Origin of the sequence: Bacillus sp. MYb209, from assembly GCF_002975175.1 — a bacterium.
Classification (GTDB): Bacteria; Bacillota; Bacilli; order Bacillales; family Bacillaceae_G; genus Bacillus_A.
Genome location: NZ_PCNZ01000001.1, coordinates 287506 through 312719 on the forward strand (window position 1 = coordinate 287506; position 25214 = coordinate 312719).

General features: G+C 34.7%; 26 protein-coding genes and 1 riboswitch. Of the genes, 3 read left to right on the forward strand and 23 right to left on the reverse strand.

All coding sequences use genetic code 11. The features are described from left to right. Positions 1-4: 4 nt before the first annotated feature. From rpsA to CQZ94_RS31045, 3 genes are all read right to left on the reverse strand, one after another. Positions 5-1153, reverse strand: coding sequence for a 30S ribosomal protein S1 (gene rpsA, locus CQZ94_RS01610; RefSeq protein ID WP_105584025.1), 1149 nt, complete (start codon positions 1151-1153; stop codon positions 5-7). Positions 1154-1482: 329 nt separating this feature from the next. Next, positions 1483-2160 carry a (d)CMP kinase gene (gene cmk / locus CQZ94_RS01615; RefSeq protein ID WP_002086629.1) on the reverse strand — a complete coding sequence of 226 codons (678 nt, stop codon included), beginning with the start codon at positions 2158-2160 and terminating at the stop codon, positions 1483-1485. Positions 2161-2290: 130 nt separating this feature from the next. After that, positions 2291-2464, reverse strand: coding sequence for a DUF5359 family protein (locus CQZ94_RS31045; RefSeq protein ID WP_181149417.1), 174 nt, complete (start codon positions 2462-2464; stop codon positions 2291-2293). 211 nt (positions 2465-2675) lie between these two features. Here CQZ94_RS31045 and ansA point away from each other — a divergent pair, with 211 nt between their 5' ends. Continuing rightward, a complete protein-coding gene (ansA, locus tag CQZ94_RS01620; protein WP_105584026.1) occupies positions 2676-3650 on the forward strand; it encodes an asparaginase in 975 nt (324 codons plus the stop codon). Between the two features lie 34 nt (positions 3651-3684). Here ansA and CQZ94_RS01625 read toward each other — a convergent pair whose 3' ends face one another. From CQZ94_RS01625 to CQZ94_RS01680, 11 genes are all read right to left on the reverse strand, one after another. After that, positions 3685-4665, reverse strand: coding sequence for a YpdA family putative bacillithiol disulfide reductase (locus CQZ94_RS01625; RefSeq protein WP_105584027.1), 981 nt, complete (start codon positions 4663-4665; stop codon positions 3685-3687). Between the two features lie 109 nt (positions 4666-4774). Then, a complete protein-coding gene (locus CQZ94_RS01630) occupies positions 4775-5305 on the reverse strand; it encodes a peptidoglycan recognition protein family protein (RefSeq protein ID WP_002011791.1) in 531 nt (176 codons plus the stop codon). Between the two features lie 79 nt (positions 5306-5384). Continuing rightward, positions 5385-5621 (reverse strand): DUF3961 domain-containing protein, encoded by a 237-nt coding sequence (locus CQZ94_RS01635; RefSeq protein ID WP_002086635.1) that lies wholly within the window; start codon positions 5619-5621, stop codon positions 5385-5387. A 360-nt stretch (positions 5622-5981) separates the two neighbouring features. Next, positions 5982-7268, reverse strand: coding sequence for an NAD-specific glutamate dehydrogenase (gene gudB / locus CQZ94_RS01645; RefSeq protein ID WP_000225168.1), 1287 nt, complete (start codon positions 7266-7268; stop codon positions 5982-5984). 356 nt (positions 7269-7624) lie between these two features. Next, positions 7625-8233 carry a genetic competence negative regulator gene (locus CQZ94_RS01650; protein WP_002158605.1) on the reverse strand — a complete coding sequence of 203 codons (609 nt, stop codon included), beginning with the start codon at positions 8231-8233 and terminating at the stop codon, positions 7625-7627. A gap of 77 nt (positions 8234-8310) precedes the next feature. After that, the gene (locus CQZ94_RS01655) at positions 8311-9186 is read right to left on the reverse strand and encodes a MerR family transcriptional regulator (RefSeq protein ID WP_105584028.1); all 876 of its coding nucleotides are present in this window, start codon (positions 9184-9186) and stop codon (positions 8311-8313) included. Continuing rightward, positions 9186-9962: a metallophosphoesterase gene (locus CQZ94_RS01660; protein WP_105584029.1), complete on the reverse strand. Its 777-nt coding sequence runs from the start codon at positions 9960-9962 to the stop codon at positions 9186-9188. Before CQZ94_RS01660 ends, CQZ94_RS01655 begins: the two co-directional genes overlap by 1 nt. A 69-nt stretch (positions 9963-10031) precedes the next feature. Next, positions 10032-10511 (reverse strand): LysM peptidoglycan-binding domain-containing protein, encoded by a 480-nt coding sequence (locus tag CQZ94_RS01665; protein ID WP_105584030.1) that lies wholly within the window; start codon positions 10509-10511, stop codon positions 10032-10034. 22 nt (positions 10512-10533) lie between these two features. Beyond that, the gene (locus tag CQZ94_RS01670; protein ID WP_105584031.1) at positions 10534-11097 is read right to left on the reverse strand and encodes a CPBP family intramembrane glutamic endopeptidase; all 564 of its coding nucleotides are present in this window, start codon (positions 11095-11097) and stop codon (positions 10534-10536) included. Next, positions 11097-12626 (reverse strand): RecQ family ATP-dependent DNA helicase, encoded by a 1530-nt coding sequence (locus CQZ94_RS01675; protein WP_105584032.1) that lies wholly within the window; start codon positions 12624-12626, stop codon positions 11097-11099. Before CQZ94_RS01675 ends, CQZ94_RS01670 begins: the two co-directional genes overlap by 1 nt. Further along, positions 12616-13677 (reverse strand): YpbB family protein, encoded by a 1062-nt coding sequence (locus CQZ94_RS01680; RefSeq protein WP_105584033.1) that lies wholly within the window; start codon positions 13675-13677, stop codon positions 12616-12618. The genes CQZ94_RS01675 and CQZ94_RS01680 overlap by 11 nt, the downstream gene beginning before the upstream one ends. Positions 13678-13974: 297 nt before the next feature. Here CQZ94_RS01680 and CQZ94_RS01690 point away from each other — a divergent pair, with 297 nt between their 5' ends. Next, positions 13975-14223 carry a ferredoxin gene (locus CQZ94_RS01690; protein WP_001151994.1) on the forward strand — a complete coding sequence of 83 codons (249 nt, stop codon included), beginning with the start codon at positions 13975-13977 and terminating at the stop codon, positions 14221-14223. Positions 14224-14340: 117 nt separating this feature from the next. On the opposite strand, the gene CQZ94_RS01695 is transcribed toward CQZ94_RS01690, so the two are convergent. After that, positions 14341-14919, reverse strand: a complete 579-nt coding sequence (locus tag CQZ94_RS01695) for an ECF transporter S component (protein WP_002011769.1) — start codon at positions 14917-14919, stop codon at positions 14341-14343. A 163-nt stretch (positions 14920-15082) separates the two neighbouring features. After that, positions 15083-15222, reverse strand: a riboswitch (FMN riboswitch). 401 nt (positions 15223-15623) lie between these two features. On the opposite strand from CQZ94_RS01695, the gene CQZ94_RS01705 reads away from it, so the two are divergent. Next, positions 15624-16310, forward strand: coding sequence for a hypothetical protein (locus CQZ94_RS01705; RefSeq protein ID WP_002149409.1), 687 nt, complete (start codon positions 15624-15626; stop codon positions 16308-16310). Positions 16311-16535: 225 nt separating this feature from the next. Here CQZ94_RS01705 and CQZ94_RS01710 read toward each other — a convergent pair whose 3' ends face one another. From CQZ94_RS01710 to rluB, 8 genes are all read right to left on the reverse strand, one after another. Further along, a complete protein-coding gene (locus CQZ94_RS01710) occupies positions 16536-17150 on the reverse strand; it encodes a peptidoglycan DD-metalloendopeptidase family protein (RefSeq protein WP_002141020.1) in 615 nt (204 codons plus the stop codon). An 85-nt stretch (positions 17151-17235) separates the two neighbouring features. After that, on the reverse strand, positions 17236-17817 hold the full coding sequence (locus tag CQZ94_RS01715; RefSeq protein ID WP_002149412.1) for a cob(I)yrinic acid a,c-diamide adenosyltransferase: 582 nt from the start codon (positions 17815-17817) through the stop codon (positions 17236-17238). Positions 17818-17953: 136 nt separating this feature from the next. Then, complete coding sequence (gene resE, locus CQZ94_RS01720) at positions 17954-19729, reverse strand: sensor histidine kinase ResE (RefSeq protein ID WP_105584035.1); 1776 nt, start codon at positions 19727-19729, stop codon at positions 17954-17956. Further along, positions 19729-20445 (reverse strand): DNA-binding response regulator ResD, encoded by a 717-nt coding sequence (gene resD, locus CQZ94_RS01725; RefSeq protein ID WP_002158614.1) that lies wholly within the window; start codon positions 20443-20445, stop codon positions 19729-19731. The genes resE and resD overlap by 1 nt, the downstream gene beginning before the upstream one ends. A 301-nt stretch (positions 20446-20746) precedes the next feature. Further along, positions 20747-21904: a cytochrome c biogenesis protein ResC gene (resC, locus tag CQZ94_RS01730; protein ID WP_105584036.1), complete on the reverse strand. Its 1158-nt coding sequence runs from the start codon at positions 21902-21904 to the stop codon at positions 20747-20749. A gap of 14 nt (positions 21905-21918) precedes the next feature. Beyond that, positions 21919-23541, reverse strand: a complete 1623-nt coding sequence (gene resB / locus CQZ94_RS01735; RefSeq protein WP_070139008.1) for a cytochrome c biogenesis protein ResB — start codon at positions 23539-23541, stop codon at positions 21919-21921. A gap of 127 nt (positions 23542-23668) precedes the next feature. Beyond that, on the reverse strand, positions 23669-24190 hold the full coding sequence (resA, locus tag CQZ94_RS01740) for a thiol-disulfide oxidoreductase ResA (protein WP_105584037.1): 522 nt from the start codon (positions 24188-24190) through the stop codon (positions 23669-23671). Positions 24191-24303: 113 nt separating this feature from the next. Then, positions 24304-25032, reverse strand: coding sequence for a 23S rRNA pseudouridine(2605) synthase RluB (gene rluB / locus CQZ94_RS01745; RefSeq protein WP_105584038.1), 729 nt, complete (start codon positions 25030-25032; stop codon positions 24304-24306). Positions 25033-25214: the final 182 nt, after the last annotated feature.

Below are 25214 nucleotides of genomic sequence, written 5' to 3' on the forward strand. Positions count from 1 at the left end.
CTCTTTATTTCTTTAATTTTTTCAGTTGTTCACCAATAATATCACTTAACTGGAAAGTAGCAGAATCAGCATTTGGCTCATATTGGCTATAATCTTCTGTTACATTATTTTCTTCAAGCGTTTCTTTTATGCTTAAAGAAATACGTTTTTCTGCTACATGGACTTCAAGTACTTTCACTTTTACTTCTTGTCCCATTTCCAATACTTCATTTGGGTTTTTCACGTGACGATTTGCAATTTGAGATACATGCACAAGCCCTTCAACACCAGGTAAAATTTCAACAAATGCACCGAATGTAACAAGGCGTTTTACTACTCCCTCAAGAATATCTCCAGCCTTTATTTTGCCAGCAACATTTTCCCAAGGTCCCGGCTGAGCTGCTTTAATTGATAAAGAAATACGTTGCGTATCAGCATCAACAGATAACACTTTTACCTTTACCTTTTGACCTTGCTCTAATACCTCAGAAGGTTGCTCTACACGTTCGTGTGAAATTTGTGAAATGTGAACTAAACCGTCCACACCACCAACGTTAACGAAAGCACCAAAATCCGTTAATCGTTGTACTGTTCCTTCGACAATATCCCCTTCTTTTAACGAAGAGATTGCTTCTTTTTTCTTAGAATCTAGTTCTAGTTCTACTACCGCTTTATGTGAAAGAATAACACGATTTTTTTCACGGTCTAATTCAACAATTTTCACCGCTAATGTTTTTCCTTTATAGTCAGCAAAGTCTTCTACATAATGTACCTCTACAAGTGAAGCTGGGATAAAACCACGAACACCAAGGTCCACAACTAACCCACCATTCACGATATCTTTTACAATAACATCAAATACATGACCAGAATTAAATTTTTCTTGTAATTCTACCCACGCTTTTTCTGCGTCAACAGCTCTCTTAGATAAAACAAGATCATCATCTTCTAATTTAATAATTTTCAATTCAAGTGTTTGATCTAATTCTACAACATCGCTTGCTTTTTCAATATGAACGTTAGCTAATTCACTAATTGGAATTACGCCATCTGTTTTGTATCCAACATTTACAAGCACTTGTTTCTCTTCAACTTTCGTTACAGAACCTGTAACAACGTCACCAACTTGTAATTCTTTTGAATTCATAACTTCTTCATTCATTTTCTCTACCATGGAAATACCTCCCTACAGAATTGACAAAGCATTTTTATGTATATACGAAATGAAAACAAATGTTTTCATTTGCATGTTTAAGAATTTATCATCACATATTCTGTTTCAATATAGTTCACAAGAAACTATATTAAACCTATATAAATAGTATACAGCAAAATCATCTTGAAGAAAGTATGATTTGAAATATAATAGCGAATATATTCTGACAGTTTTTTTCCTCTGTAACTAACTTCTTACAAATTAGCCCATTTGTCAAGAAAAGAGACTCATAATTCACTTATCCTTTACATTTCAAAAAAAAAAAGAAAGAGGACAGTCCTCTTTCTTTATTTCGCAAATACTCCTGAAACAATACCCATAATTTTTTGGACAACTTCTTCAATTGATAAAGAAGTTGTATCTAATTCCAATGCATCATCAGCTTTTTTCAAAGGAGAAACTTCGCGTTCTGAATCTAATTTATCACGCCTAGCAATTTCTTCTTTTAACTGCTCTAAATTAGAATCGAAACCTTTATTCATATTTTCTAAATGTCTTCTTTCCGCTCTTTCTTCTACAGAAGCAAGCATAAAGATTTTCACTTCAGCATCTGGTAGTACATGTGTACCAATATCACGGCCATCCATTACTACGCCGCCTTTTTTAGCTAACCCTTGTTGACGACGTACCATTTCTTCACGAACAAGACGATGCTTTGCTACAATAGATACGCGATTCGTCACATCTGGCGTACGAATCACTTCAGAAACATCTTGTCCATTTAAAAATACAAGTTGTGTATTTTCCCCTTGCTGAAATTCAATATTTACATTTTTTACAACTTCCATTAACTTTTCTTCATTTTCAATATCCACTTTTTGTTCAAGGGCTGCATATGTAATAGTACGGTACATTGCGCCTGTATCAATGTAAACATATGAAAGTTTTTTTGCAACAACTTTTGCAACTGTACTTTTCCCAGCAGCCGCTGGGCCATCTATAGCAATCGAAATTCGTTTATCCATTGTAACACCTCATTTTTCACTTATAAAACAAAACGAAAAGCAGGTATTCTCCCCCTGCTTCTTCTCATTTGCCTCACGTCATTAAATCCTCAATAATTGTAGCATAATCCATCATAGAAGAAAATGAAAACTACTTATTCACCTGTAAGATTTCCGCCTTATTTTTCGTGACGACACCTTCGTAATAAACAATTTTCGATAAATATTTCACTGAAGATTTATGTATAAAAAACAGTTGGACGACAGAAAGACAAATAAATTGAATCAGTAATATACGAATTATAATTTCCTCCACTTTTTTCAAAAAGACTCACTCCTTCCCTCTCTAACTTACACATCTACTCTCATAAATTTCCACAAACAAAACCTAACCTAATAACCACTTACCGAGCACACTTAAAGTAATTTATTTTATTGTCATTTTCTAAGCATACTTTTATACATTTTCATTGTCGAATTTACTCAAAACATGTTATGTTCTAAATGTATGTTTCAACTTGAAAGGGGTATAAGCATTGAAAAGAATCCTAGTTTTACACACAGGTGGAACAATTGCAATGGAGGAAGATAAAGAAACTGGGGTCGTACAACCAGGTGAAAAGAATCCTCTTTTAAAATTTATTCCTGATTTAGAAGTCGATGTTGATTTAATTGTCGAAGATGTGTTCCATCTTCCATCTCCTCACATGACTCCTAGCGAAATGCTACAATTACAAGTCATCATTGACGAAAGAGTAAAACAAGACAATATTCACGGCGTAGTCATTACGCATGGTACCGATACATTAGAAGAGACAGCTTATTTTCTTGATTTAACAGTTCAAGCAACTATCCCAATCGTTGTGACAGGTGCAATGCGTTCTAGTAATGAATTAGGTGCCGATGGTCTATATAATTTCTTATCAGCTGTAAAAGTGGCTAGTAGTAATGAAGCTGCTGAAAAAGGCGTTCTAGTCGTATTAAACGACGAAATACATTGTGCTACAAATGTAACAAAAACGCACACAAGTAATGTCGCGACATTCCAAAGTCCACAGTACGGACCAATCGGCATGGTAACAAAACGTGGTGTTGTTTTCCATCATGCTTTAGTGCATCACGAAACATGCACAGTACGACAGATTTCTAAAAACGTTGTCGTTCTAAAAGCATACGCAGGTATGGATGATACATTATTATCAGCAATCGAAACACTACCAGTAGACGGAATTGTTATTGAAGCACTTGGACAAGGTAATTTACCTCCAAGAACACTTCCTAGTCTAGGGCGATTAATAGAAAAAGGCATTCCAATTGTATTAGTTTCACGCTGCTTTAACGGTATCGTTCAAGACGTATACTCTTATGAAGGTGGCGGAAAACAACTAAAAGATATGGGCATTGTTTTCACCTACGGTTTAAACGCTCAAAAGGCGCGAATTAAATTACTAGTCGCACTAGAAAACACAAACTCTCACGAAACAATCCAACATATGTTTATGCACGATTAAAAAAGAAGCTGTCGAAGATTTCGACAGCTTCTTTTTATTCTTCTCTTGATGCAATGGTTTGCGCAATCGCATCTCCATGGAATCTACCGTTTTCGATAAATATTTCATTTGCGTTATTCCCCGCAGCAATTACACCTGCAATAAAAATATTTTCAGCGTTTGTTTCCATACTACCCTCTGTATAAATCGGGCGCCCTGTTTCTTCATCAATCCGAACTCCCATTTTGGTTAAGAAGCTGTGGTCTGGATGGTAACCCGTCATAGCAAATACAAAATCGTTTTGAATTGTATTTGCCTCACCATCTACTGTATACGTCAACGTATGCTCAGTAATCTCTTTTATATGCGCATGGAAATGCATTTGAATTGTCCCATTTCGTACTAACGCCTCAAATTCCGGCAAAATCCACAGCTTAATACTTGGCGAGTATTCCCCACCACGGTATAGAACTGTTACACGTGCACCCGATTTAACAAGCTCTAACGCCGCATCTATACTTGAATTTTTACCACCTATTACAACGACATCTCGATCAAAATAAGGATGTCCTTCTTTGAAATAATGAGCTACTTTCTCAAGTTTCTCACCAGGTACATTCATATAATTCGGATTATCATAATATCCAGTTGCGACAACAATGTATTTCGCAACATATATTTCTTTGTTTCCGTCACGCTTCGTCGTTTCAACTTTAAAAACATCACCATCTTTTTGAACTTGTTCCACTCGTTCAAATGCATTTACACGTATAGATTTACGCTTTACTACTTCACGATAATATGCAAGCGCTTGATTACGAAATGGCTTACGATTTTCTGTAATAAAAGCAACTTCACCAATTTCTAATTTTTCACTAGAGGAGAAAAATGTTTGATGAGTTGGATAATTATAAATTGCATTTACAATGTTTCCTTTTTCGATTACTAACGGATTTAACCCCACTTTTTGCAACGAAATCGCCGCTGCTAATCCACATGGACCGCCTCCGATAATAATAACTGTTTCTTTTTGCATACTCGGTTCACTCCTAGTCTTCTAACTCTGCTCTATTTATATAAACAAGAAAAAACCTACTTACAGCAGTAGGCACCTATCTTTATTGTATTCATTTTTCATATATTTGTCATCTAAACGAAACATACATCCGATAGACATCTGCTAAAAACTGCTGAAATTTAATTCCTTGTTGCCCTAATACATTTTCAGGATCGATTTTCCGAGTAGGATCCAACGTTTTGTGTGACACAATAGCCTTTTTAGGATTCAAACCGAAATTTTGACATAAATAAGCGTGATACCACGTAAAACGAGTATACGCCTCCCAAAAGTTTACGTCGCCACCATAGCAAAGTTCCACCCCAATTGCAGCCTTATTCGCATCATAACCGAATAACTCATTATCCGTTGGCACATTGTATCGAACATGGTACGCAACTTCATTTATAGGGACAATTTCTAATATTGTTTTATCATCAATAAATGTATGCGCTGAAGCTTTCGGTTGTATTTCATTAAAGTAATCCCGATTTCCTATCGCATTGCTACCAGGGTTCCCCGTGTCATGACTTACAATAAATCTTACTTTTGAAAGAGGAATTCCTGGTCGTGAATTTCCATACCCAATATAGTTACGCTCTATAGGGAACATCGCCATTACTACCAACTCCCGCTCTAAAAAATTACCTTACTTCCTTATATATGTATTCGGCGGCAATGTCCTTATGGCATATTTCTTATGCGAAGAGAACATCGAAAATATTTGATGTGAATACCATAAATAATACAATACTTACAGCCACTCCGTAAAAACCGTAAAACCAAACACAATCTTCTTTCGTATCTAAACCGAAAAACTTATTTACTGATTGTAATAATGATCCACGCTTACTATGATTATTTCGTAAAACTTCCACTCGTTCCACAACATCTGCTGGCATCATAAATCTTTGGTCTACTGTCATTTTCATCATTTATCTCTCCTTAAAATCGTTTCCGTTTGCTTATCTAAGGAAAGTATAGCACGTTTGTTCGTACAGAACAAGCGTTCTTTTCGTTTTTATTTTATTTTTCACCAATCCACGTAATAATTCTAAATAATACAGCGATAATCGGCCCTCCAACAACCAGATGCAATAAACCCTCTCCAAACATTCTAAAAACACTTGTTTTCTGAGTATTTTTAGTTCTTACTAGTTTAGGTTTATCCTTTCTTCCAATTGATCTACTTGATCCATTTTTTCATTGTTCATATCCAACACCTCTAACTAGTAACTTCAACAAAAAACGCGATTCCCTCAAAAGGAAATCACGTTTTCTCAAAACATTATATATTATACCCAACCTCTGAAGCGACTAGCCTCAGCCATTTTACGAACACCAATCATGTATGCAGCCAAGCGCATGTTCACTTTACGAACTTGTGATGTTTCATAAATTGAATCGAATGATTTTACCATTACTTTTTCTAAACGTTGTTCTACTTCTTCCTCAGTCCAGTAGTAACCTTGGTTATTTTGTACCCACTCAAAGTAAGATACCGTAACGCCACCAGCACTTGCTAATACGTCTGGAACAAGTAAGATACCACGATCTGTTAAGATTTTTGTTGCTTCTAATGTAGTTGGACCATTTGCAGCTTCAACTACAATTTTCGCTTTAATCTTATCAGCATTTTCTTCTGTAATTTGGTTCTCAATTGCAGCTGGAACTAAAATGTCGCAATCAAGTTCTAACAGTTCTGTATTTGAAATTGTATTATTAAATAGTTTTGTTACAGTACCGAAGCTATCGCGACGATCTAGTAAGTAGTCAATATCTAATCCATTCGGATCATGTAGTGCACCGTAAGCATCTGAAATTGCAATTACTTTCGCGCCTGCATCATGCATAAATTTAGCTAAGAAGCTTCCCGCATTACCAAATCCTTGAACAACAACGCGTGCACCTTTAATATCAATGTCACGTTTTTTCGCAGCTTCACGAATACAAATTGTTACACCTTTTGCAGTCGCTGTTTCACGTCCGTGTGATCCACCTAATACAAGTGGTTTACCTGTAATAAATCCTGGTGAATTAAATTCATCGATACGGCTATACTCATCCATCATCCATGCCATAATTTGTGAGTTTGTAAATACATCTGGAGCTGGAATATCTTTTGTCGGACCAACAATTTGGCTAATTGCTCGTACATAACCGCGGCTTAATCTTTCTAATTCACGGAAAGACATCTCACGTGGGTCACAAATGATTCCACCTTTACCTCCACCATATGGTAAATCAACAATACCACATTTTAAACTCATCCAAATAGAAAGTGCTTTCACTTCATTTTCTGTTACGTTTGGATGGAAGCGAATTCCACCTTTCGTTGGACCAACAGCATCATTATGTTGTGCACGATATCCTGTAAATATTTTAACAGTCCCGTCATCCATACGAACTGGAATTTTCACTGTCATCATACGAATTGGTTCTTTCAATAATTCATATACTTCGTTTGGATAACCCAATTTTTCTAATGCTTCATTAATTACAATTTGTGTTGAATTTAACAATTCAAAATGTTGTTCCCCTTGTTGTTGTGTTTTCGTTTGAGTTCCCTTTTCGGCTACCATAGTAAGTAAACCCCCTGTAATTTCACTTGTTTAGTAAACCTTCATTGCCTAGTATACACCGTTAAATTTGGAATGCAATAGAAAACGCTAACAAATATATACAAACTATTTTTAGTTGCAAGCGTTTTCACTATTATTATAGTCCTTTTATTGCTTTTAGAAAAGTAAAATACTTAAATATTTAAATATTTTTTATTTTTATCAAAATACATTCGATAAAACAATTATTTCATCAAGAAATACTGATTTAATTTTTAAATATAGGTCGGCTAGTCTTGTTGCCTACACTGCGCTTTATAGATTTTAGATTTTCCAATCTTCAGCTGAATAAAAATAAAACCTCAAGCTACGTTACATTAGCTGAGGTTTTGTTTTTTCACAAAGTAATTGTATATTTGTTCAATTGCTTGAGAATCCATTAATTCTTTACCATATTCCATTATACGGTAAATTGTTGCTGTTGACGGATTACCGTACTCCGCTAAAATAGCTATAAAATCCGCCTTCAATAATTGAAATTGCTCTTCCTCTTCTATCCAAAGATAAAAACGATCATCCCACGTATACAACTTCCCATCAGTTACACCAAGGTTATATAAGCGATTTGACAAATTGATTACATCATCTAATGTAGCAAACTCGTAAAGTATATGTTCACTTTCATCAAGAGTCACTTGCATTTCAATAAACTCGTCACGGAACTCATCTTCTGTATCCACTTCGTGATTTTCTTTTGTTACAATTACAACCATACCTTGAGCTTGTAGAGAAAATACTTCAACAGCAATCGGTCCATCCGCTTCAAACCCTAATTCTTTATTCGCTTCTTGCATCATATCACGGAATAGTTGCTGTACTTTCGGTGCATTTCTCCACAAATCTTCTTTCGTTAATCCTCGTTCAGATAAATCATCAAATGTTAGGAAAATTTTGATCTTATTATAATTTAAACGTTCCAGTCTCATCTCATACCCTCCCTACGTAACCATTGCATCTAATTTTTATTATATGAAATAGAAAATAGATGGTTCTTTTCGAACGACTATTCTGACATTTTTAACCATCCATCCCATTCTTCTTTCGTGTTACCAATTAGGATATTTTGAAGATTTAATTGATCTCCAATGCCTTTTCTTCCTATAAAACCACCAGAGAGGTTTTCATTTTTTTCTTGCAACAAGTCAATAAATTTTACTGCCTCTTCAAGTTCTCGTTCATCATCAAAAGATATAAACAAATATTTAGGTTGTAATTGTTCAATAGCTAGTAAAATACCTTCTTCATCTAAACTTGTCCCCATATACATGGCTTGATATCCTTTTAGTCGTAAATACGTCGCGAAAATAAATCCTTTTAATATATTATTTTCTAAAACGAAAACTTTGTTAACGGAAGAATACACTGACGCATTATGATAGATCATTCCTAGACGTGTTTGTAAGAATGATACAACATATTTGAATTGTGACATTGTAATCTCATTATTATTTTTTAAAGTTAATAACTTGTTTGCCACTTGAAGAATGATGCTTGTAACAACCTTTTCCGTTGAATATATACTAAAAACCTCGTTTAATAATGCAGAAGTTGTAATTTCATCAAATTTTAACAAAGCTTGTAGTATATCGTCCACTAAAACAACTTCTGTATCTGTAATTTTTTCTTTTTGAATGTTGTTCTGCAACCGATTCCCTTCTAATAACTGAACTGCTTGTCCAATCATCATCCCCTCAGAAACTTTATTCATTAACCATTTCAAAATATGAATATGCTCTTCGGTATATAAACGATGCCCCGCACGATTTCTCTTTGGGGCAATAATATGATAGCGTCTTTCCCATGCGCGAAGTGTACTCGGTTGAATTCCGAGTATATTCGAAACAGCTTTTATATTATATTTCCCATTTAAAGTCGGCATTATTTCCCTCCACATAACGTAATGATATGTGTTTGGGAAGGTGCCCGAAAACGAAGAGGGAATAATGTTGTTCCATACCCATTACTAACAAAGAGAGTCGTATTAGAATGCTTATATACGCCACCCTTTAAATACTTTTCAGATGGAAACAACCGAATCTGACCTCCATGTGTATGTCCACTTAATACGAGCGAAATTTGTTCTTTACCAGACATTTTCTTTATTATACCTGGGTTGTGACTAATTAAAATGCGAAAACCTTCTTCTTTACAATCAGACAACGCTAAATCTAAACGATCTCGTTCTAATCCAACATCATCGATACCGAGTAAGCAAATTTTCTCTCCTAATTCAGACTCAAATACAAATCTTGTATTATCTAATACCTTCACATTATTTTCTATTAATAAAGCATCTAATTCGTGATATTCAATTTCATAATCATTATTTCCCCATACAAAATATACAGGGGCTATTTCTCTTAACTTTTGAATATTTAAAGAGATTTGCGATAAAGGTACTCCTTTTTCAGCTAAATCGCCGCCAATAATTACGATATCTGCTTTTCCTTTCACTCGTTCAATTAGCGAGCTAGAAATGATCCTTCTATGAATATCCGAAATAAAAAAAACATTAACTTTTTGAAAACTTTCCGGAAATTCTTCGAATACTAAAGTATGTTCCAACACTGTATTACGCATCGCTTCTTTATACATTCCAAGAAGACATACAAAACCAATGCATATGAGAGTACATAATAATATAATCCATGACATATATTTTTTACTCTCCCTCCTCGTAAAGTATAGTCCTTAATTTTATGTGCAGCTATATCACTCATTTAGCTAGCTCTCATACTTCGTGGACTTATCTTTTATAGGAATTTTCAATTCTTGTCCTACTTTCACTTCGTCTTCTTGTAAATCATTATATTTTTTTATTATTTCTATCCCATTTTCATCTGAGAAATATTGCTTCGCTATACTTTCTAAAGTTTCTCCATCTTTCACAACATGAGTTGCTACTTTCTCAGACTGCTTCTTTGATTCAGTCTTAGCTGAATCAAAGAAAATTACTTCAAACGCACTTTTCTCAGCATTATTACTATCACTTTTTACCTGTATATACTTATCCGTATACCATAGGATACTAATAGGTAACAATATGAATAAAAATGTTAACACTCGGACGAAAATGTGATTCATTTTAAACTTTGGTTTTTTCTCTTTATTTCTATGAATTTCACTACGCGGCGGTAAACCTTCATCTTCTTCCACTCGCTCAACTTCTAACTCCTCTTCAAAATCAGGAATTCGTTTTCTCATGTTGTTCACCACCACCTTCCATTTATTTTCTTAATTGGAGTCCCATTATAAAATCAACAAGAAAGTGTGCAAAGATCGTTATAAATAAATTTCCTGTCCACTCGAATACATAACCAAAAACAAAACTAATAAAGCAGACGAAACAAAACAAAAAAGGCTTCGTTATATACCGAATATGTAACACAGCAAAAATTAAACTCGCTATTACAATTCCGAAATGAGTCTGCACTACACCTCTAAATAAAAACTCTTCCGCAAAGCCAATAATAAACGTGATAACGAGTAAATGCATGACAGAAATCTCTTGAAACATTCTATCGTTAATGCCACCATCATCAAACCAAGATTCTGGAAACACTCGCATTGCAACATAATCTAATAACACAATACAAATCGCTAACAAGCCACCTATTACAAGTATAGAAACCGGTTCCCATTTCCACAAACTATAAACTTCTCTTTTATCTTGAAATAATATATATGCTAGTAAACAACCGATACCAATAATGATTAGTTGTGTTATGTAGAGATTCAGTCTTATTTCTCTCGGACTCATATCTTCAACATTATGCCTTTGAATGTCCATCATTCCTCCATCTTCCCTAGGCCGAAAAGCTTTTGTAACTCTGTTTCCCAATTATAGTCGAAAACTGACTGTTGCGCTCGTCTTTTTTTATACTCCGTTTTTGTAATACCACAGTAATCACAACAGTTTTCTATCTCTTTTTCCTTTCTATAACCGAATTGTTGTAATAAATATTCACGTCTACATCCTTGAACTTGTATCCATGACTTCATATTTTCTAGCTCACTATATTTATTACGAAGTCTCACTTCCACTTCCGCTATTAATCTGTGCATTATTTCATCTGACAAGCTCTCTAGCATAAGATTTCGCTGTTGTATGATTCCAAGATGTTCAAGATGATAACGGATAAAACGCCAATATTGTTCATTAAATCTTGCTGCATTATAACAAATTTCTTCTACATCTTCTAATGGTAATACTTTCGTTTGAAACATTCTTTCTTGTAGTAACGAAAATAAAAATTGTATTTGCGATTTACTTGGTAATTCATCTTCAATGATTGAAATTGGCAAATCGTGATCCAATGGACTACATAATAAAATGGCTATACTCAATTCTCCATCTCTTCCCGCTCTTCCAATTTCTTGTAAATAGGAAGCTACATTTGTCGGATATTGAAAATGAATAATATATCTTGTATTCGCCTTATTTACCCCCATCCCAAAAGCACTTGTACATATTACAATTTGCAACTGGTCATTCATAAACTGTTGTTGAATTAACATACGCTCTTCATGTTCCATACCACCATGATAAAAAGCTACACCTGTAATTCCTTTTCCTCTTAAATACTCGGTTAAACGCTCTGTCCAGGCCCTACTTGAACAATAAACAATACCAGGCCCTTGCAAATACATTACATGTTCAAAAAGCGCCTCTTTTTTTTCTTCTATTGTTTCCACAAATTGCACTTCCATCGCAATATTTGGACGATCAATTGAGTACACATGCTCAGCGATATTTTTTAGATTTAAACTTTCCGCTATATCTCGCAGTACATCCTTTGTCGCAGTTGCTGTTAATGCTAGTACTGTCGGAGATCCGATACTCTCAATTACTTTATCCAATTTTTTATAATCTGGCCGAAAATCATAGCCCCATTGTGAAATACAATGCGCTTCATCTACTACAAATAATGAAATATGAATTTTTTTCAATTCTCTTATTAGAAGTTCCGACTGCAACATCTCTGGTGATACAAAAACAAATTTATAAAAAGATAGCTTTTTCATTGCTTCTCTTTTTTCAATTAACGTCCGAAAACTATTCAATGCAATAACTCGATTTTTCACGACATACTTTAATTGCGTAACTTGGTCTTCCATTAAAGATAATAATGGTGATACAACAAGCACCGTACCCTCTTGCAGAAGCCCCGGAAGTTGATAACAAATTGATTTTCCCCTTCCAGTCGGAAGCATTGCTACAACATCTTTTCCTTCCAATAAGTCCGTAATAACTCCTTTTTGCCCCGGACGAAATTCAGAATATCCAAACCACTTATATAAATATTCCTCAAGCTTCATTTATACCCTCCATCCGCGCCAATACAAGACGGACTTCAAAATAAGAGATTTCCTCTCCAACCGCTTGCTTCAACACACGCAATTTACGTGTTTGTAATGCTTCAATTACTTTTGTTACTGTTTCTATTTTTTCTTTTTCCATAAACATCTCAATAGAAAATTCTTTTTCTCGTAAAGCAATTTCTACAAAATGGTCTTCTATCGTGGCAACCTTCAAGTTCCGAATTGTTGCTATTTCTTCTAAAGAGCGTCCTTGTCTCCAAAGATTATATGTTTTTTTCGTTGATAAGCTAAATAAATCAGCTTTCTCATTTGGATAAGATATAATTTCAGCTAATAATGGAAACTCATTTTCTTTATTGCGAACTTCTTGAATAATGAAATGAATTGTACCCCAAAATAAAAAATAAACTCGAAATATATCTTGTTTCGTAATTACCGCTAATTGTTGTAAAGTACACCCAATACGTTCATACCCAGTTAACCGATATGTTACGATTGTCGCCTCTACTGGATTATTTTTTTGTAAAAGTGTATGCATTTCTTTCCATAATCTTTTAGCCAATTCACTTCTCATATATGGTATTCCAGTGAGAAAACGTTTCACCCACATCATTATTTCTGTATCCTGTTGAATTGGAATAAATTTCGTATTCGCCTGTTGTAAATTCGAAATGGTTTGAACGATCAATGATAATCTCTTCCAAAACGTTTCACCTATTTCACCATAGTGTAAACCATTTAAATACGTCGGAAAGGCAAAGTCACCTTCCCATTTGTTTAATTGCATGTTACCAGCAGTCGTTAACACATATGTATTATCATGTATACCTTGAACTAAATCCGTTTGTAACAACTTTGCAACTTCTTGATCATAATCAGCTCTATTTAATGATTTATAAATCCCAAACAAAAAAGAAATTTGAAACATATTCCCATCTTGTAATGTTTGCGATGATCTCTTTCCTTTTAATAAATAATAAATCGAAGAAACGGTTCTTTCACCATTCAATTGTTTTAAACAATATAATAAAGTATATTGTAGCTGCATTACCGCTTCCACCTCTCAGTCTAACTTCATTCCTTTTTCAATACGATTGCACATTAACCGCTATTCATTTAACTTATCATGTTCACACTACATGCTTGTATATATTCTATTGTATCAAACGAAATAACATTTAAGTATTTTGAAAATCTTATGAAATACTTCAAAAATAAGTTGACACTCTAATTGATAAGCATTATCATTATAATTTTATGTTGAAAAGTTTTAAAAACCGTTTTACAATAAGGTTATAATTTTTTGGCGAACTTTTCACATACATATTATCAGGAGGGAAAAAATATGGCAAAATATACAATCGTTGACAAAGATACTTGTATTGCATGCGGTGCTTGTGGTGCTGCTGCACCAGACATTTATGACTATGATGATGAAGGTATTGCATTTGTAACATTAGACGATAACCAAGGTATCGTTGAAATTCCAGATGTATTAATTGAAGATATGATGGATGCATTCGAAGGTTGTCCAACTGACTCAATTAAAGTTGCTGACGAATCATTTGATGGCGACTCTTTAAAATTCGAATAGTCTTTTATTAACTTCAAAAAATCCCCCTCATAAGTATGAGGGGGATTTTTTGCTCTCTTTTTCATTCTCACTAACAAAAAAACCATTAGCAGTTACGCTGCCAATGGTTTAATATTTTTAAGCATTTTTCATTTTTGCAAATACCCATACTTTCAAGCGTGAAAATAATGCTACAAATACAATTGTTACAACAATTCCTTTAATTACATTAAACGGTAATATCGCCGTTACAATAGTTTGTCGCATAATATCACTAGACATAGCTGGTGAATTTAAAAACCAAGTGTACGCTGGTAAAATAATAAAGTAATTTAACACACTCATAATAACTGTCATAGTAATTGTTCCTAGCATTAATCCTGTTGTTAAACTTTTTACTGTGCGATACTTTCGGAATAAGAATGCTGCTGGACCAATAAATAAACATCCTGCTATAAAATTTGCTACTTCTCCTACTGGTACTCCCGTTAAACTTCCTTGAATTCCGTAATGCAAAATATTTTTTATCGCTTCTACAATTACACCTGCAATTGGACTAAAAATTATCGCTGCAATTAAAGCTGGCACATCACTAAAATCAATTTTTAAAAATGGCGGAAGCCCTGGGAATGGAAAATCCAACATCATTAGTAAATATGCAATACTACTTAGCATCGCTACACTCACCATCTGCACTACACTGTTTTTTTGTTTCATCTTTCTCTCTCCTTTTCCATCGATCTTCTCATGGAAAGTGGAAAGGTTCTGCTATGCCTATTTTTTCATAGAACGAAAAAACCCTTTGTGATTTACACAAAGGGAGAATTTTAAGGCACATCAAACAGACGTTCAAATACTTATCTTTTTTGAACGCTTGAACCTCCATCTTCTCCCATCCAGACTATACTGTCGGCTTTGGAATCACACCAAATCCTGCCTTAACGGCTCGCGGGCTTAGAACGACATTATTAACTGTTCATCACCGCCGGTCGGGATTTTCACCCTGCCCCGAAGATAGACCGATATTCTATTTTCCACTTCATTATACAACAACATGATTGTATTGTGAACAAAAAAAGTGTAACTTACTAAAAATAAGTTATTAATTTTATATAATCAGAGAAACGATCACTATATTTTACAATACAACCCATATTTTTTATCCCGCATTAACGGGCAGTAAGACTCCCACCTCGAAATTCGGCGAATGCGAGGAAGTTAGGCGGGAGATCAACTGCCCGTAAAAGCCCGATTGGTGAGGGCTAATAATCAGTGGGGAGTGGAAAAAAACCCCCACTGATTAAAGTTTCACTTTATAATTCGGTATTTCTCTTATGAATCCCCTAGTCATATGTCGTCAAAAGTGATAAGATGTTGAATTGTTAAGATAAGAACATTTTCTGAGTTATGGAGGAAATGTCATGAAGAAAGATAAAAGACACTCTATTCGAGAAGCAATGAAAAAAAACTTAAGAAAAGAATACTTTTATTTGAAAAAAGAATTACTTTTCTACTGTCCAATTGATCTAGGCACATTCTCAAGAGAGACATACTACGCTACTTTTGACCAAGATGGCATAAGTATTTATCAGTATGATAAAAAAACAGAAAGTAAATTAAAATTGTGTGAACGTCATCCATGGAAGAGTTGGAATAAGGTAAAAGTTGATCACTATTTAACAACTTCTCAATTTATTTTCCAAGGTGAGCGAAACTGGATTTTATCCCTTTTCCAAAAAGGAAAAGAAGCTCAAAAAATAATTGAAGAACATACATCTTTACAAACGGAAGTTGTTTCCCGTCCGTTTTCCAAGAAACTTCCTGGTTTCCGTTCTGATACACCATTGAATAAATACATCGGTAGCATTTGTTACACTGCACTTATTGCATTTTTATTAAAATGGATGATTCCATTTCAAGCACCACAAATCGCCCTGTATTCTCTTTCAATTGGCTTTATGCTTCTTGGTTTACTTTGTCTTACAATTGGTCTAATCGAACCAACTATCGTACTATTTCGGACAAAAGAAAAAACAAGAACAAAAGTCTTTTACTTATATAGCTACTTAGCTATTTCTGGATTTATATGTGTCTTTATTTTTTGGTAAAAGAAACCGTCCCAAAAGATCTTTTGGGACGGTTTTTCGTTAGGAATAGGTTGCTCTTATTGTCGTATTTTGTTGTTAAGTCGATATTTCTTGTAGAAATGTCGATATAATAAGAGCTATGTTCGATATATTTCAATTTGCGTCGATATAATTTCATTTACTATCGCAATCTTAAATAAGAAGAAAATAAATCTATTCAAAAGTTATGCTTTTGGGACGTTGCCTTTACTTGACGTATAGTTGTTGGTTCGGATAGATTTGCTCTTGTCGCAATCCATTCCTCACTTTAATTTCCTCAACTGTCATACTAAATTTTCGAGCAATACCAACTAAAGTATCACCTTTTTGTACAATATATAGTGATGATGACACAACTTGATTTTTTTGTTCATTTAAAACAAGCAACGGATTCATCGCATTCCTTTTCTCCATCGTCCATCTCCCTTGATGCACTTCTAGATGTAAATGCGCTCCTCGCGATTCTCCTGTATTCCCTACCTCTCCAATTAGCTCTCCTTTTGAAATGTTATCCCCTTGAACTACATATCTCTTATTTAAATGCGCATAAACAGCCTCATATTCTCCATGTTTAATAAACACAACATTTCCATAACTACTTGAAAAATAAGACTTTGTCACCTTACCATTTTGAATAGCTGCAACAGGCGTTCCAATAGGCGCAGCTATATCAATACCATAGTGTTTCCCATGTCTTGTCCCAAAATAATCACTTATCTGCCCATCAACAGGCCATATCCACTGATTCCCTTCAGCGTAAACATGTAATTGAGATAAAAATAATACACTCAATATCACCACGCCACATTTTAACGCTTTCATATACATCCTCCGTTTTCTAATAACCGTCATACCTTCTCTATTGTGGGATATTACAGAAAAAAGTATACAAAAAAAAGAAAGTGTATTACTCCACTTCCTTCTCTTCTTTATTACGAAAAACAAGTGCACTGCGGTTATATTCCACATCTTTCACTTGTAAACGTGCATTTATTACTCTAGCAAGCGCAAATAAATAATCAGATAACCTATTTACATACTTTAGAACAATTTCATTGGTTTCTCCTTCTTTTTGCAATGACACTATACAACGTTCTGCTCTTCTTATAACTGTACGTGCAATGTGTAGTGCAGCCGATACCTCGCTACCGCCTGGTAAAATAAAACGCTCTAACGGCGGCGCTTCTTCTGTATACGAATCAATTCGTCTCTCTAAATACTCGACCATCTCTATCGTTACTTTATAGGGGATTTTCTTCTCTACTATTGCTAAATCCCCTCCACAATCAAATAGTTCATGTTGAATATTTTCAAGTTCGTTATAAATGTTACGAAAACATTCCTCTTGTAATTTAGACATGGCATATCCGATATGAGAATTCGCCTCATCAATTGTGCCATAAGCTTCTACACGTATATGATCTTTATCCACTCGGCCACCTATGACACTCGTTTCCCCTTTATCACCTGTTTTTGTATAAAGTTTCATTTCATCTCGACACCTCTCTTTTTATTTTAATTCTGATTATAAAAAAACTCTACCATTCTTTATTTAATTGCACTTACAAAAAAATAAAAAAACAGTAAAGCTTTTATTCATGATCAACTTAAAAAAACATATATATCTAAATTATACGATTTGGTAAATATACAGAGAATATAGTTCCTTCTCCAACGACACTTGATACAAAAATCTTCCCGTCATGACCTTGAACAATATTTTTAGCAATCGCAAGCCCGAGTCCTGTTCCAACTTTTTTCCCACGCGTTCTCGCTTTATCAGCTTTATAGAATCGATCGAACAAGAACGGAATATCTTCTTCTGGAATACCAGCACCTGAATCTTGCACTTCGAAAGTAAGGCCACTATTTTTCGTATTAATTACAAGTGTAACATGTCCACCTGCATTTGTATGACGGATTGCATTATCAATTAAATTCGTCAGTACCTGTTCCATACGGTCTGCATCAAACGGATATTGTGCAATTGGACTTTGGAAATCCACTGTTAATTGGACTTCTTTATCCTTTGCAATCCCCTGGAATTTACGGCCAATTTTTTCGACAAATGGATGAATATCTACTTCACCTATATGTAACTCTACATGTCCACTTTCCATACGGGCTAAATCTAATAACTCATTTACAAGTTTACCTAAACGAACAGATTCATCATAAATAATTTGAACAAACTCATTAATTTCTTCTTTCGTTTGCACAATATCATCTAAAATTGCTTCACTATATCCTTGAAGCATTACCATCGGTGTACGAAGTTCATGTGATACATTCGCAATAAAGTCTTGACGCATTTTCTCAAGACGACGCTCCTCCGTCATATCTCGCAATACTGCTACAGCTCCACGAATTTTTGTTTGATTGTAAAGCGGTGTCATAAGAACTACGTAGTTACCTTTTTGCAAATTAATTTCAACAACTTGTTGTTGCTCACTTTCTACAACGAGATGGAATAGTTCAACAAGTTCAGAAGGCAGTTTTTTACTTAACTCTACTTCTTTTTCTTCATGCCAAACTTGTAAGAAGTGTTCTGCCGGTGGGTTGATAACAACGACTTCACCTTCTTGATTTAACGTAATAACACCATCTGCCATACTACTCAAAATGCTAGCCAACTGCTCTTTTTCTTGCTGCAGGGCATTCATATTAAACTTCAACTGTTTCCCCATTTGATTTAAAGCAGTTGCAAGCTCACCAATTTCGTCCTGCGACACCATAGGGGCTTTCGTATCAAATTTCCCGCGCGCTACCTCAAATGCAACCTCACGCATTTTACGAAGCGGTGCCGTAATTCGAGTAGATAAGAAAAATGCAAAGAAAGTTGTTAAAATAATCGCAATCCCGGCTGATAAGAAAATAAAATCAGTCGTTCTCTCCATACCTTGTATTGGAACTTGCAATGATTCATATACAAACACCGCACTTTGATTTTTTGACTGTACTGGTTTCCCGACGATCATAATATCATTTTCAGTGTTCTTATTCTTCCTACTATTAGAAGCTTTTCTAATATTATTCTTAATATCCTTTTTATCTGTAAAAACAGCTGCTAATTCTTTATCATTTTTCAAATCATCTATTGTAAGAGTAACTAATCCTTCTTGTTTCGGCGAAGAAGAAATTTCCTTACCATCTTCTACAATGATAATCCTTGAAAGTGGATCAGAAAATTTGTAAGCAATATCCTCAATCGTTTTTACATCGGCACCTTCTTCAATTAATTCCGTTACACTTGTTGCAACTTTCTGAAGCCTAGCTTCACTCATATCAACATAATACGTTCTAAAAAACTGTGAAAGTAAAATAGCAACAAATCCAAGAACAAACGAAACGAGAAGTAATATGGTCATCCATAACTTCCCTACTACACTTCTCCAAAGCATCAGTCGTTCACAACCTCAAACTTGTAACCAACACCCCAAACGGTAACAATCATCTTCGCTGCATCTGGTGATTGTTTACTTAACTTTTCACGTAAACGCTTTACATGCGTATCAACTGTACGTAAATCTCCGAAGAACTCATATTGCCATACTTCTTTTAACAATTGCTCACGGTCAAAAACTTTATCCGGAGCTTTCGCTAAGAATAATAGTAATTCATATTCTTTCGGTGTTAAGTTTACTTCATTACCATCCGCTGTAACGCGGTGCGCATCATTATCAATTGTTAAATGAGGGAACACAGTAACATCTTTCGTCGTTGTATCTTGTGTAAAGAATGTCGTTGGTACAGCGCGGCGTAATACCGCTTTCACACGAAGTACTACTTCACGCGGGCTAAACGGCTTTACAATATAATCATCAGTTCCAACTTCAAATCCTTGTACCCTATTTACTTCCTCACCTTTTGCTGTCAGCATAATAATTGGCGTCGCTTTCTTCTCACGAATCCCTTTACACACTTCGATACCATCTTTACCAGGCATCATAATATCCAATAGGATTAAATCATAATCATTTTGTAACGCCATTTCTAAAGCTGTATCACCATTATCCGCTTCTTCAATTGTGTATTGCTCTCTTTCTAAATACATCTTTAATAAACGACGAATACGATCCTCATCATCTACAATTAAAATTCTTGATTCATTTTCCATTTCTACCCGCTGCGTACTTTTACCACAACGGTTTACACCTACCCTTCTACAATATAATGTTGCACCTATCCTCGTTTAATTAAGCATTTTTTAACGTTCCACTTCCCATATTATGCTTCACAAGAATAATAAAGTTTGTTCATTTTTTTTCCAAAACTATGTATTTTTTTTGAACAGTATATTTGGTCCTCGACATCATTTTACAGAATCAACCGCTACTTTGTCATGTTTTTCTCAAAAAAGAAGAAAATTTGACAAAAATAAAATAGGAAAGTGACATACACTCTCCTATTTTATTTCTCTATGCATATGAATGTAAACCCGCGATAATTAAGTTTACTACAATAAAGTTAAACATAATGATTGCAAAACCAATTACTGCAAGCCAGGCGGATTTTTCTCCATGCCATCCTTTAGATAAACGTAAATGTAATACCGCAGCATAAAAGAGCCAAGTAATAAGCGCCCAAACTTCTTTTGGATCCCACCCCCAAAAGCGCGTCCACGCTATTTGAGCCCAAATCATCGCAAAGATTAACGCCCCTAATGTAAATACCGGGAACCCAATTGCAATAGATCGATACCCAATTTCATCTAATAAATCGCTATTCGTATTTTTTACTAACGGCTGAAGTGCCGCTGATACTCGTTTTCGTAAAACAAGTCTTAATACAATATAAAGTAGCGTTCCGACTATCACTGACCAAATAACAGTATTTAATTTTTTCGCATTTACAATTGCTGGAAGCTCTACTGTCGGCTCTAATTTATTTTCTGTTATTAACTTCCCTTCATGTGGTCCAACTAAAGCCGGAAGATTATACTTCATCTCAACTTGTTGTTCATTTTTATCAATCCATTGAAACTTTGCTTCATATTTCATACTAGAGAATACCGTTGTTACTCCAATAAATCCAACTGTACAAACAAGTGTGAAAACTACTGTTTCTAACCAAAATGTGCGCTTACTTTTTGTTGATTGATCTACATTTTTCAGTAAATACATTACGCCTGTAATAAAACTAATTGCTAATATTGCTTGTCCCGCTGCCGCTGTCGTTACGTGAATATGTAGCCAATTACTTTTTAAAGATGGGATAAGGGGTGATATTTCTCTAGGAAACATACTTGCATATGCAATTAATAAAAGCGCGATTGGCAATGCAAATAATCCGATAATACTTACACGATACATAAAATACATAACAATAAAAGCGCCAACAAGCATCATACCGAAGAAGGTACCAAACTCGAAGAAATTACTAACGGGTGCATGTCCTGAAGCAATCCATCTTGTTATAAAATATACCGTTTGGGCTACAAAACCTAAAATCGTTATTGTTATACCTATATTTGCCCACTTGTTACCTTTTTCTTTAATTGCTCCTCCAAAAAATAAAGTTGCAATTAAATATAAGATGAACGCGGCGAACAGAAAATTACTACTTATTTGTACCATATCGTTTCCCCACCTTAACTAATTTTTTTATCATTCATTTTATCGTGTGGTTGTGGAATCGCTGTTCCTTCTAGTACTCTTTCAATATCTTTCTTTAAGCCGAACCAATTTTTATTCGTATGGCCTGCAACCCACCATTCATCATTAACACGTTGTATCCAAATACGTCGATGGTTCCAATACATACCTTGAATCACACCAACCATAAATATAAATCCTCCAATACCGAGAATCCAAAGCGTCAAATCTTTTCTTACTGTAAGAGCTGTTGCATTTTGCATTTCCACACCTGCAAATGACATTTTATATTTATTATTCCCGTCAGGCTCTATGTTTTGCTGAATACCGACGAAACTAACTTCACCATCTGGTGTTTCCGGGGTAAACATTTTAAAGACGAATGCAGGATTATTCGGTAATTTTGTTTTCGTATTCGGCCTTCCATTCTCATCAAAATAAAAATCAGGAAAATAGCTTAATAGTTCTAGAGAATACCCATTTCCTAAATCATATTTTTCTGTAGGATTCGCTAAATCTACTTTAATCGGTCCCCACTTTTGATTATTTTCTTTGTTTTGCAAATGGAAAGACATGCTTTTAAATTCACTTTCTTTGTAATCCACTTGATAAACAGCAAATTGATCAAATTTCAGTGGCTCATTCACTCGAATTTCAGCTTCTTTTACCTTTTCTAATTTTGGTTTTTGACCCGCTATATTTTCTCCTACCGCTTTATATAATACAGCATTTGTTTGGAAGTTTTTCGCAATCATTTTATCACCAACACGATCAATTGCTTCATCAAAAACTTCTTTATCCTTACTCTTATCATAAACTTCCTTGATAAACTTTTCGTTTTTCAAATAGTATTGACCATCTGTTCCTGGTATTTCTTTCGTTTCACCGTCACGTAACCAAAGTGCTTCATCTACATACATACTCGGTAAAAAACGTAGCATTGCACCGAATAGAAAGATAATAAGACCAATATGGTTTACATATGGACCCCAACGGGAAAAACGTCCCTTTTCCGCTAAAACGTTCCCGTCTTCCACTTTCACATTATAATTACGTTTCTTTAAATTAATTTGAACTCGTTCTAAGTCACCTTCATGTGGCGTACCAGTCCCATGCACTCTCTGTCTCTTTAAAAAACTTGGGTGTCTTTTCACCCCCTGTTTTTTTAATGCTTTATAAAGAGGAATCACACGGTCTAAACTACATATAACAAGTGAAATACCAATGGAAGCAATTAAAATCATGTACCACCATGATCCATATAAATTATTAAATCCTAATTGATAGTATAATTGTCCTAAAAATCCATACTCGGTCTTATAATATTCAGCTGGTTCGATTCCTGGAGTTATGTACATTTCTTGGGGAAAGATAGTTCCTATTGCCGATGCAGCTAAAGTTATTACGATTAACCATACGCCTACTTTTACAGAAGAGAAAAAACTCCAAATTTTATCGACTATCGTTTTTGTATGTGTGAGAGATCTCCGAGCACTCCCCTCATATCTCATATCCAATAATTTCATATTTTCATTACTTTCAAATGGTTTCCCACATGCTTCACAAAAAATGGTTCCTATCGGATTAACATGTCCACATTCACATTTAATTTCTTTCAAAGCCCTCACCGCCCCTGTATCTATTATGTACTATTGTATATTCTACCTTCAAGTTACCGCAATACTCAGAATCTTTTAGAGTGAAGGTGCTATACACCAAGCACCTCTTATGTGAAGGCTATCTTTATTATGGAGTAATTTTCTTTAAATAGGCTTCCAGTTGTTCCTTCGTTTGCTCACCTATAATTTGCTCAACTACCTTGCCTTCCTTATCAATTAAAAAGGTTGTTGGTAATGGTCCCACTCCATATGTACCTATGATCTTTTGCCCTTTATCAATTGCAACTGGGAATTTCAAATCATATTGGTTCACAAAGTTCTTCACTGCGATATCCGTTTCATCTGCATCTAAGGCAATAATTTCAACGCCTTTTTCTTTATATTTCGGATATAATTCATTCATATAAGGCATTTCTTTTTCACAAGGTTTACACCAAGTTCCCCAAAAATTTAAAAATACACCTTTTCCCTTTAAATCTTTTAATTCAATATTCTTTCCTTCTAAATCAGTTACAACAAAGTTAGGTGCTTCTTTTCCAATTTGCATTTTCTCTTTATCAGAAAAAAATCCTTGATACAGTGTAAATCCTACAGCACCGCTTAAAATGAGCAGAATGATAACACGAAATAATAATCTATTTTTTTTCATATTGTCTCTCCTCTCTTCAATGAATAATAAATATATGTATTCTTTACTTCAAATATTTTATTGAACAAATCACCAGCGGATAATTCCACTGGTGAAAGGTTTCACTTTATCGCTTATCTTGGCTTTGTAGAAGCAAGTGCACGTAACTGCTTCACCTCATGCGGTGTCAATTCTCTTGCATCACCAGGTCGCAAACTACCCACTTCTAAAAAGGCATAACGTTCACGTTTTAATTTCATTACTTTACAATCTAACGCTTCAAACATGCGACGTACTTGACGGTTACGTCCTTCATGAATCGTTAATTGTACAATCGCCATCTCTTTACGCTTATCCCAAGAAATAATTTTCACTTGTGCTGGTGCTGTTTTCCCATCTTCTAATGCAACACCTCGTTCTAACATGCGAATTTTCTCACCTGTTAATGGCCCTTTAATTTTCGCAACATACGTTTTTTCAACTTTATATCTCGGATGCATTAATACATTTGCGAAATCTCCATCGTTTGTCATCAATAATACGCCAGACGTATCATAATCTAAGCGTCCGATTGGGAATAGACGTTGTCTAATTTCAGGGAAAAAGTCTGTTACAACATTTCTTCCTTTATCATCTGATACACTTGAAATTACACCAGTTGGTTTATATAGTAAAAAATAAACAGGTTCTTCTTTTTCAAGAGGAATGTTATTTACTTCTACTTTATCTTGAGGAGTTACTTTTGTTCCTAACTCCTTCACTATTTTCCCGTTAACTTTCACTTTCCCTTGCTGAATTAATTCCTCAGCCTTTCTTCTCGATGCAATACCTGCTTGCGCAATCACTTTTTGTAATCGTTCCATTTCTTTTTTTCACCTCGAATTTATCTTACCTTACATTAGAAAGACTTGGCAACCGCATACGCTTTACGGTTATTCGCTCCATCTCACTTAAACAACATAGCGATGATAATAAACATATAAAGGTCAAATCATGTTTTTACCCTTTATTATTGTCCATATTTTTCATATTCCTCACAATAAAA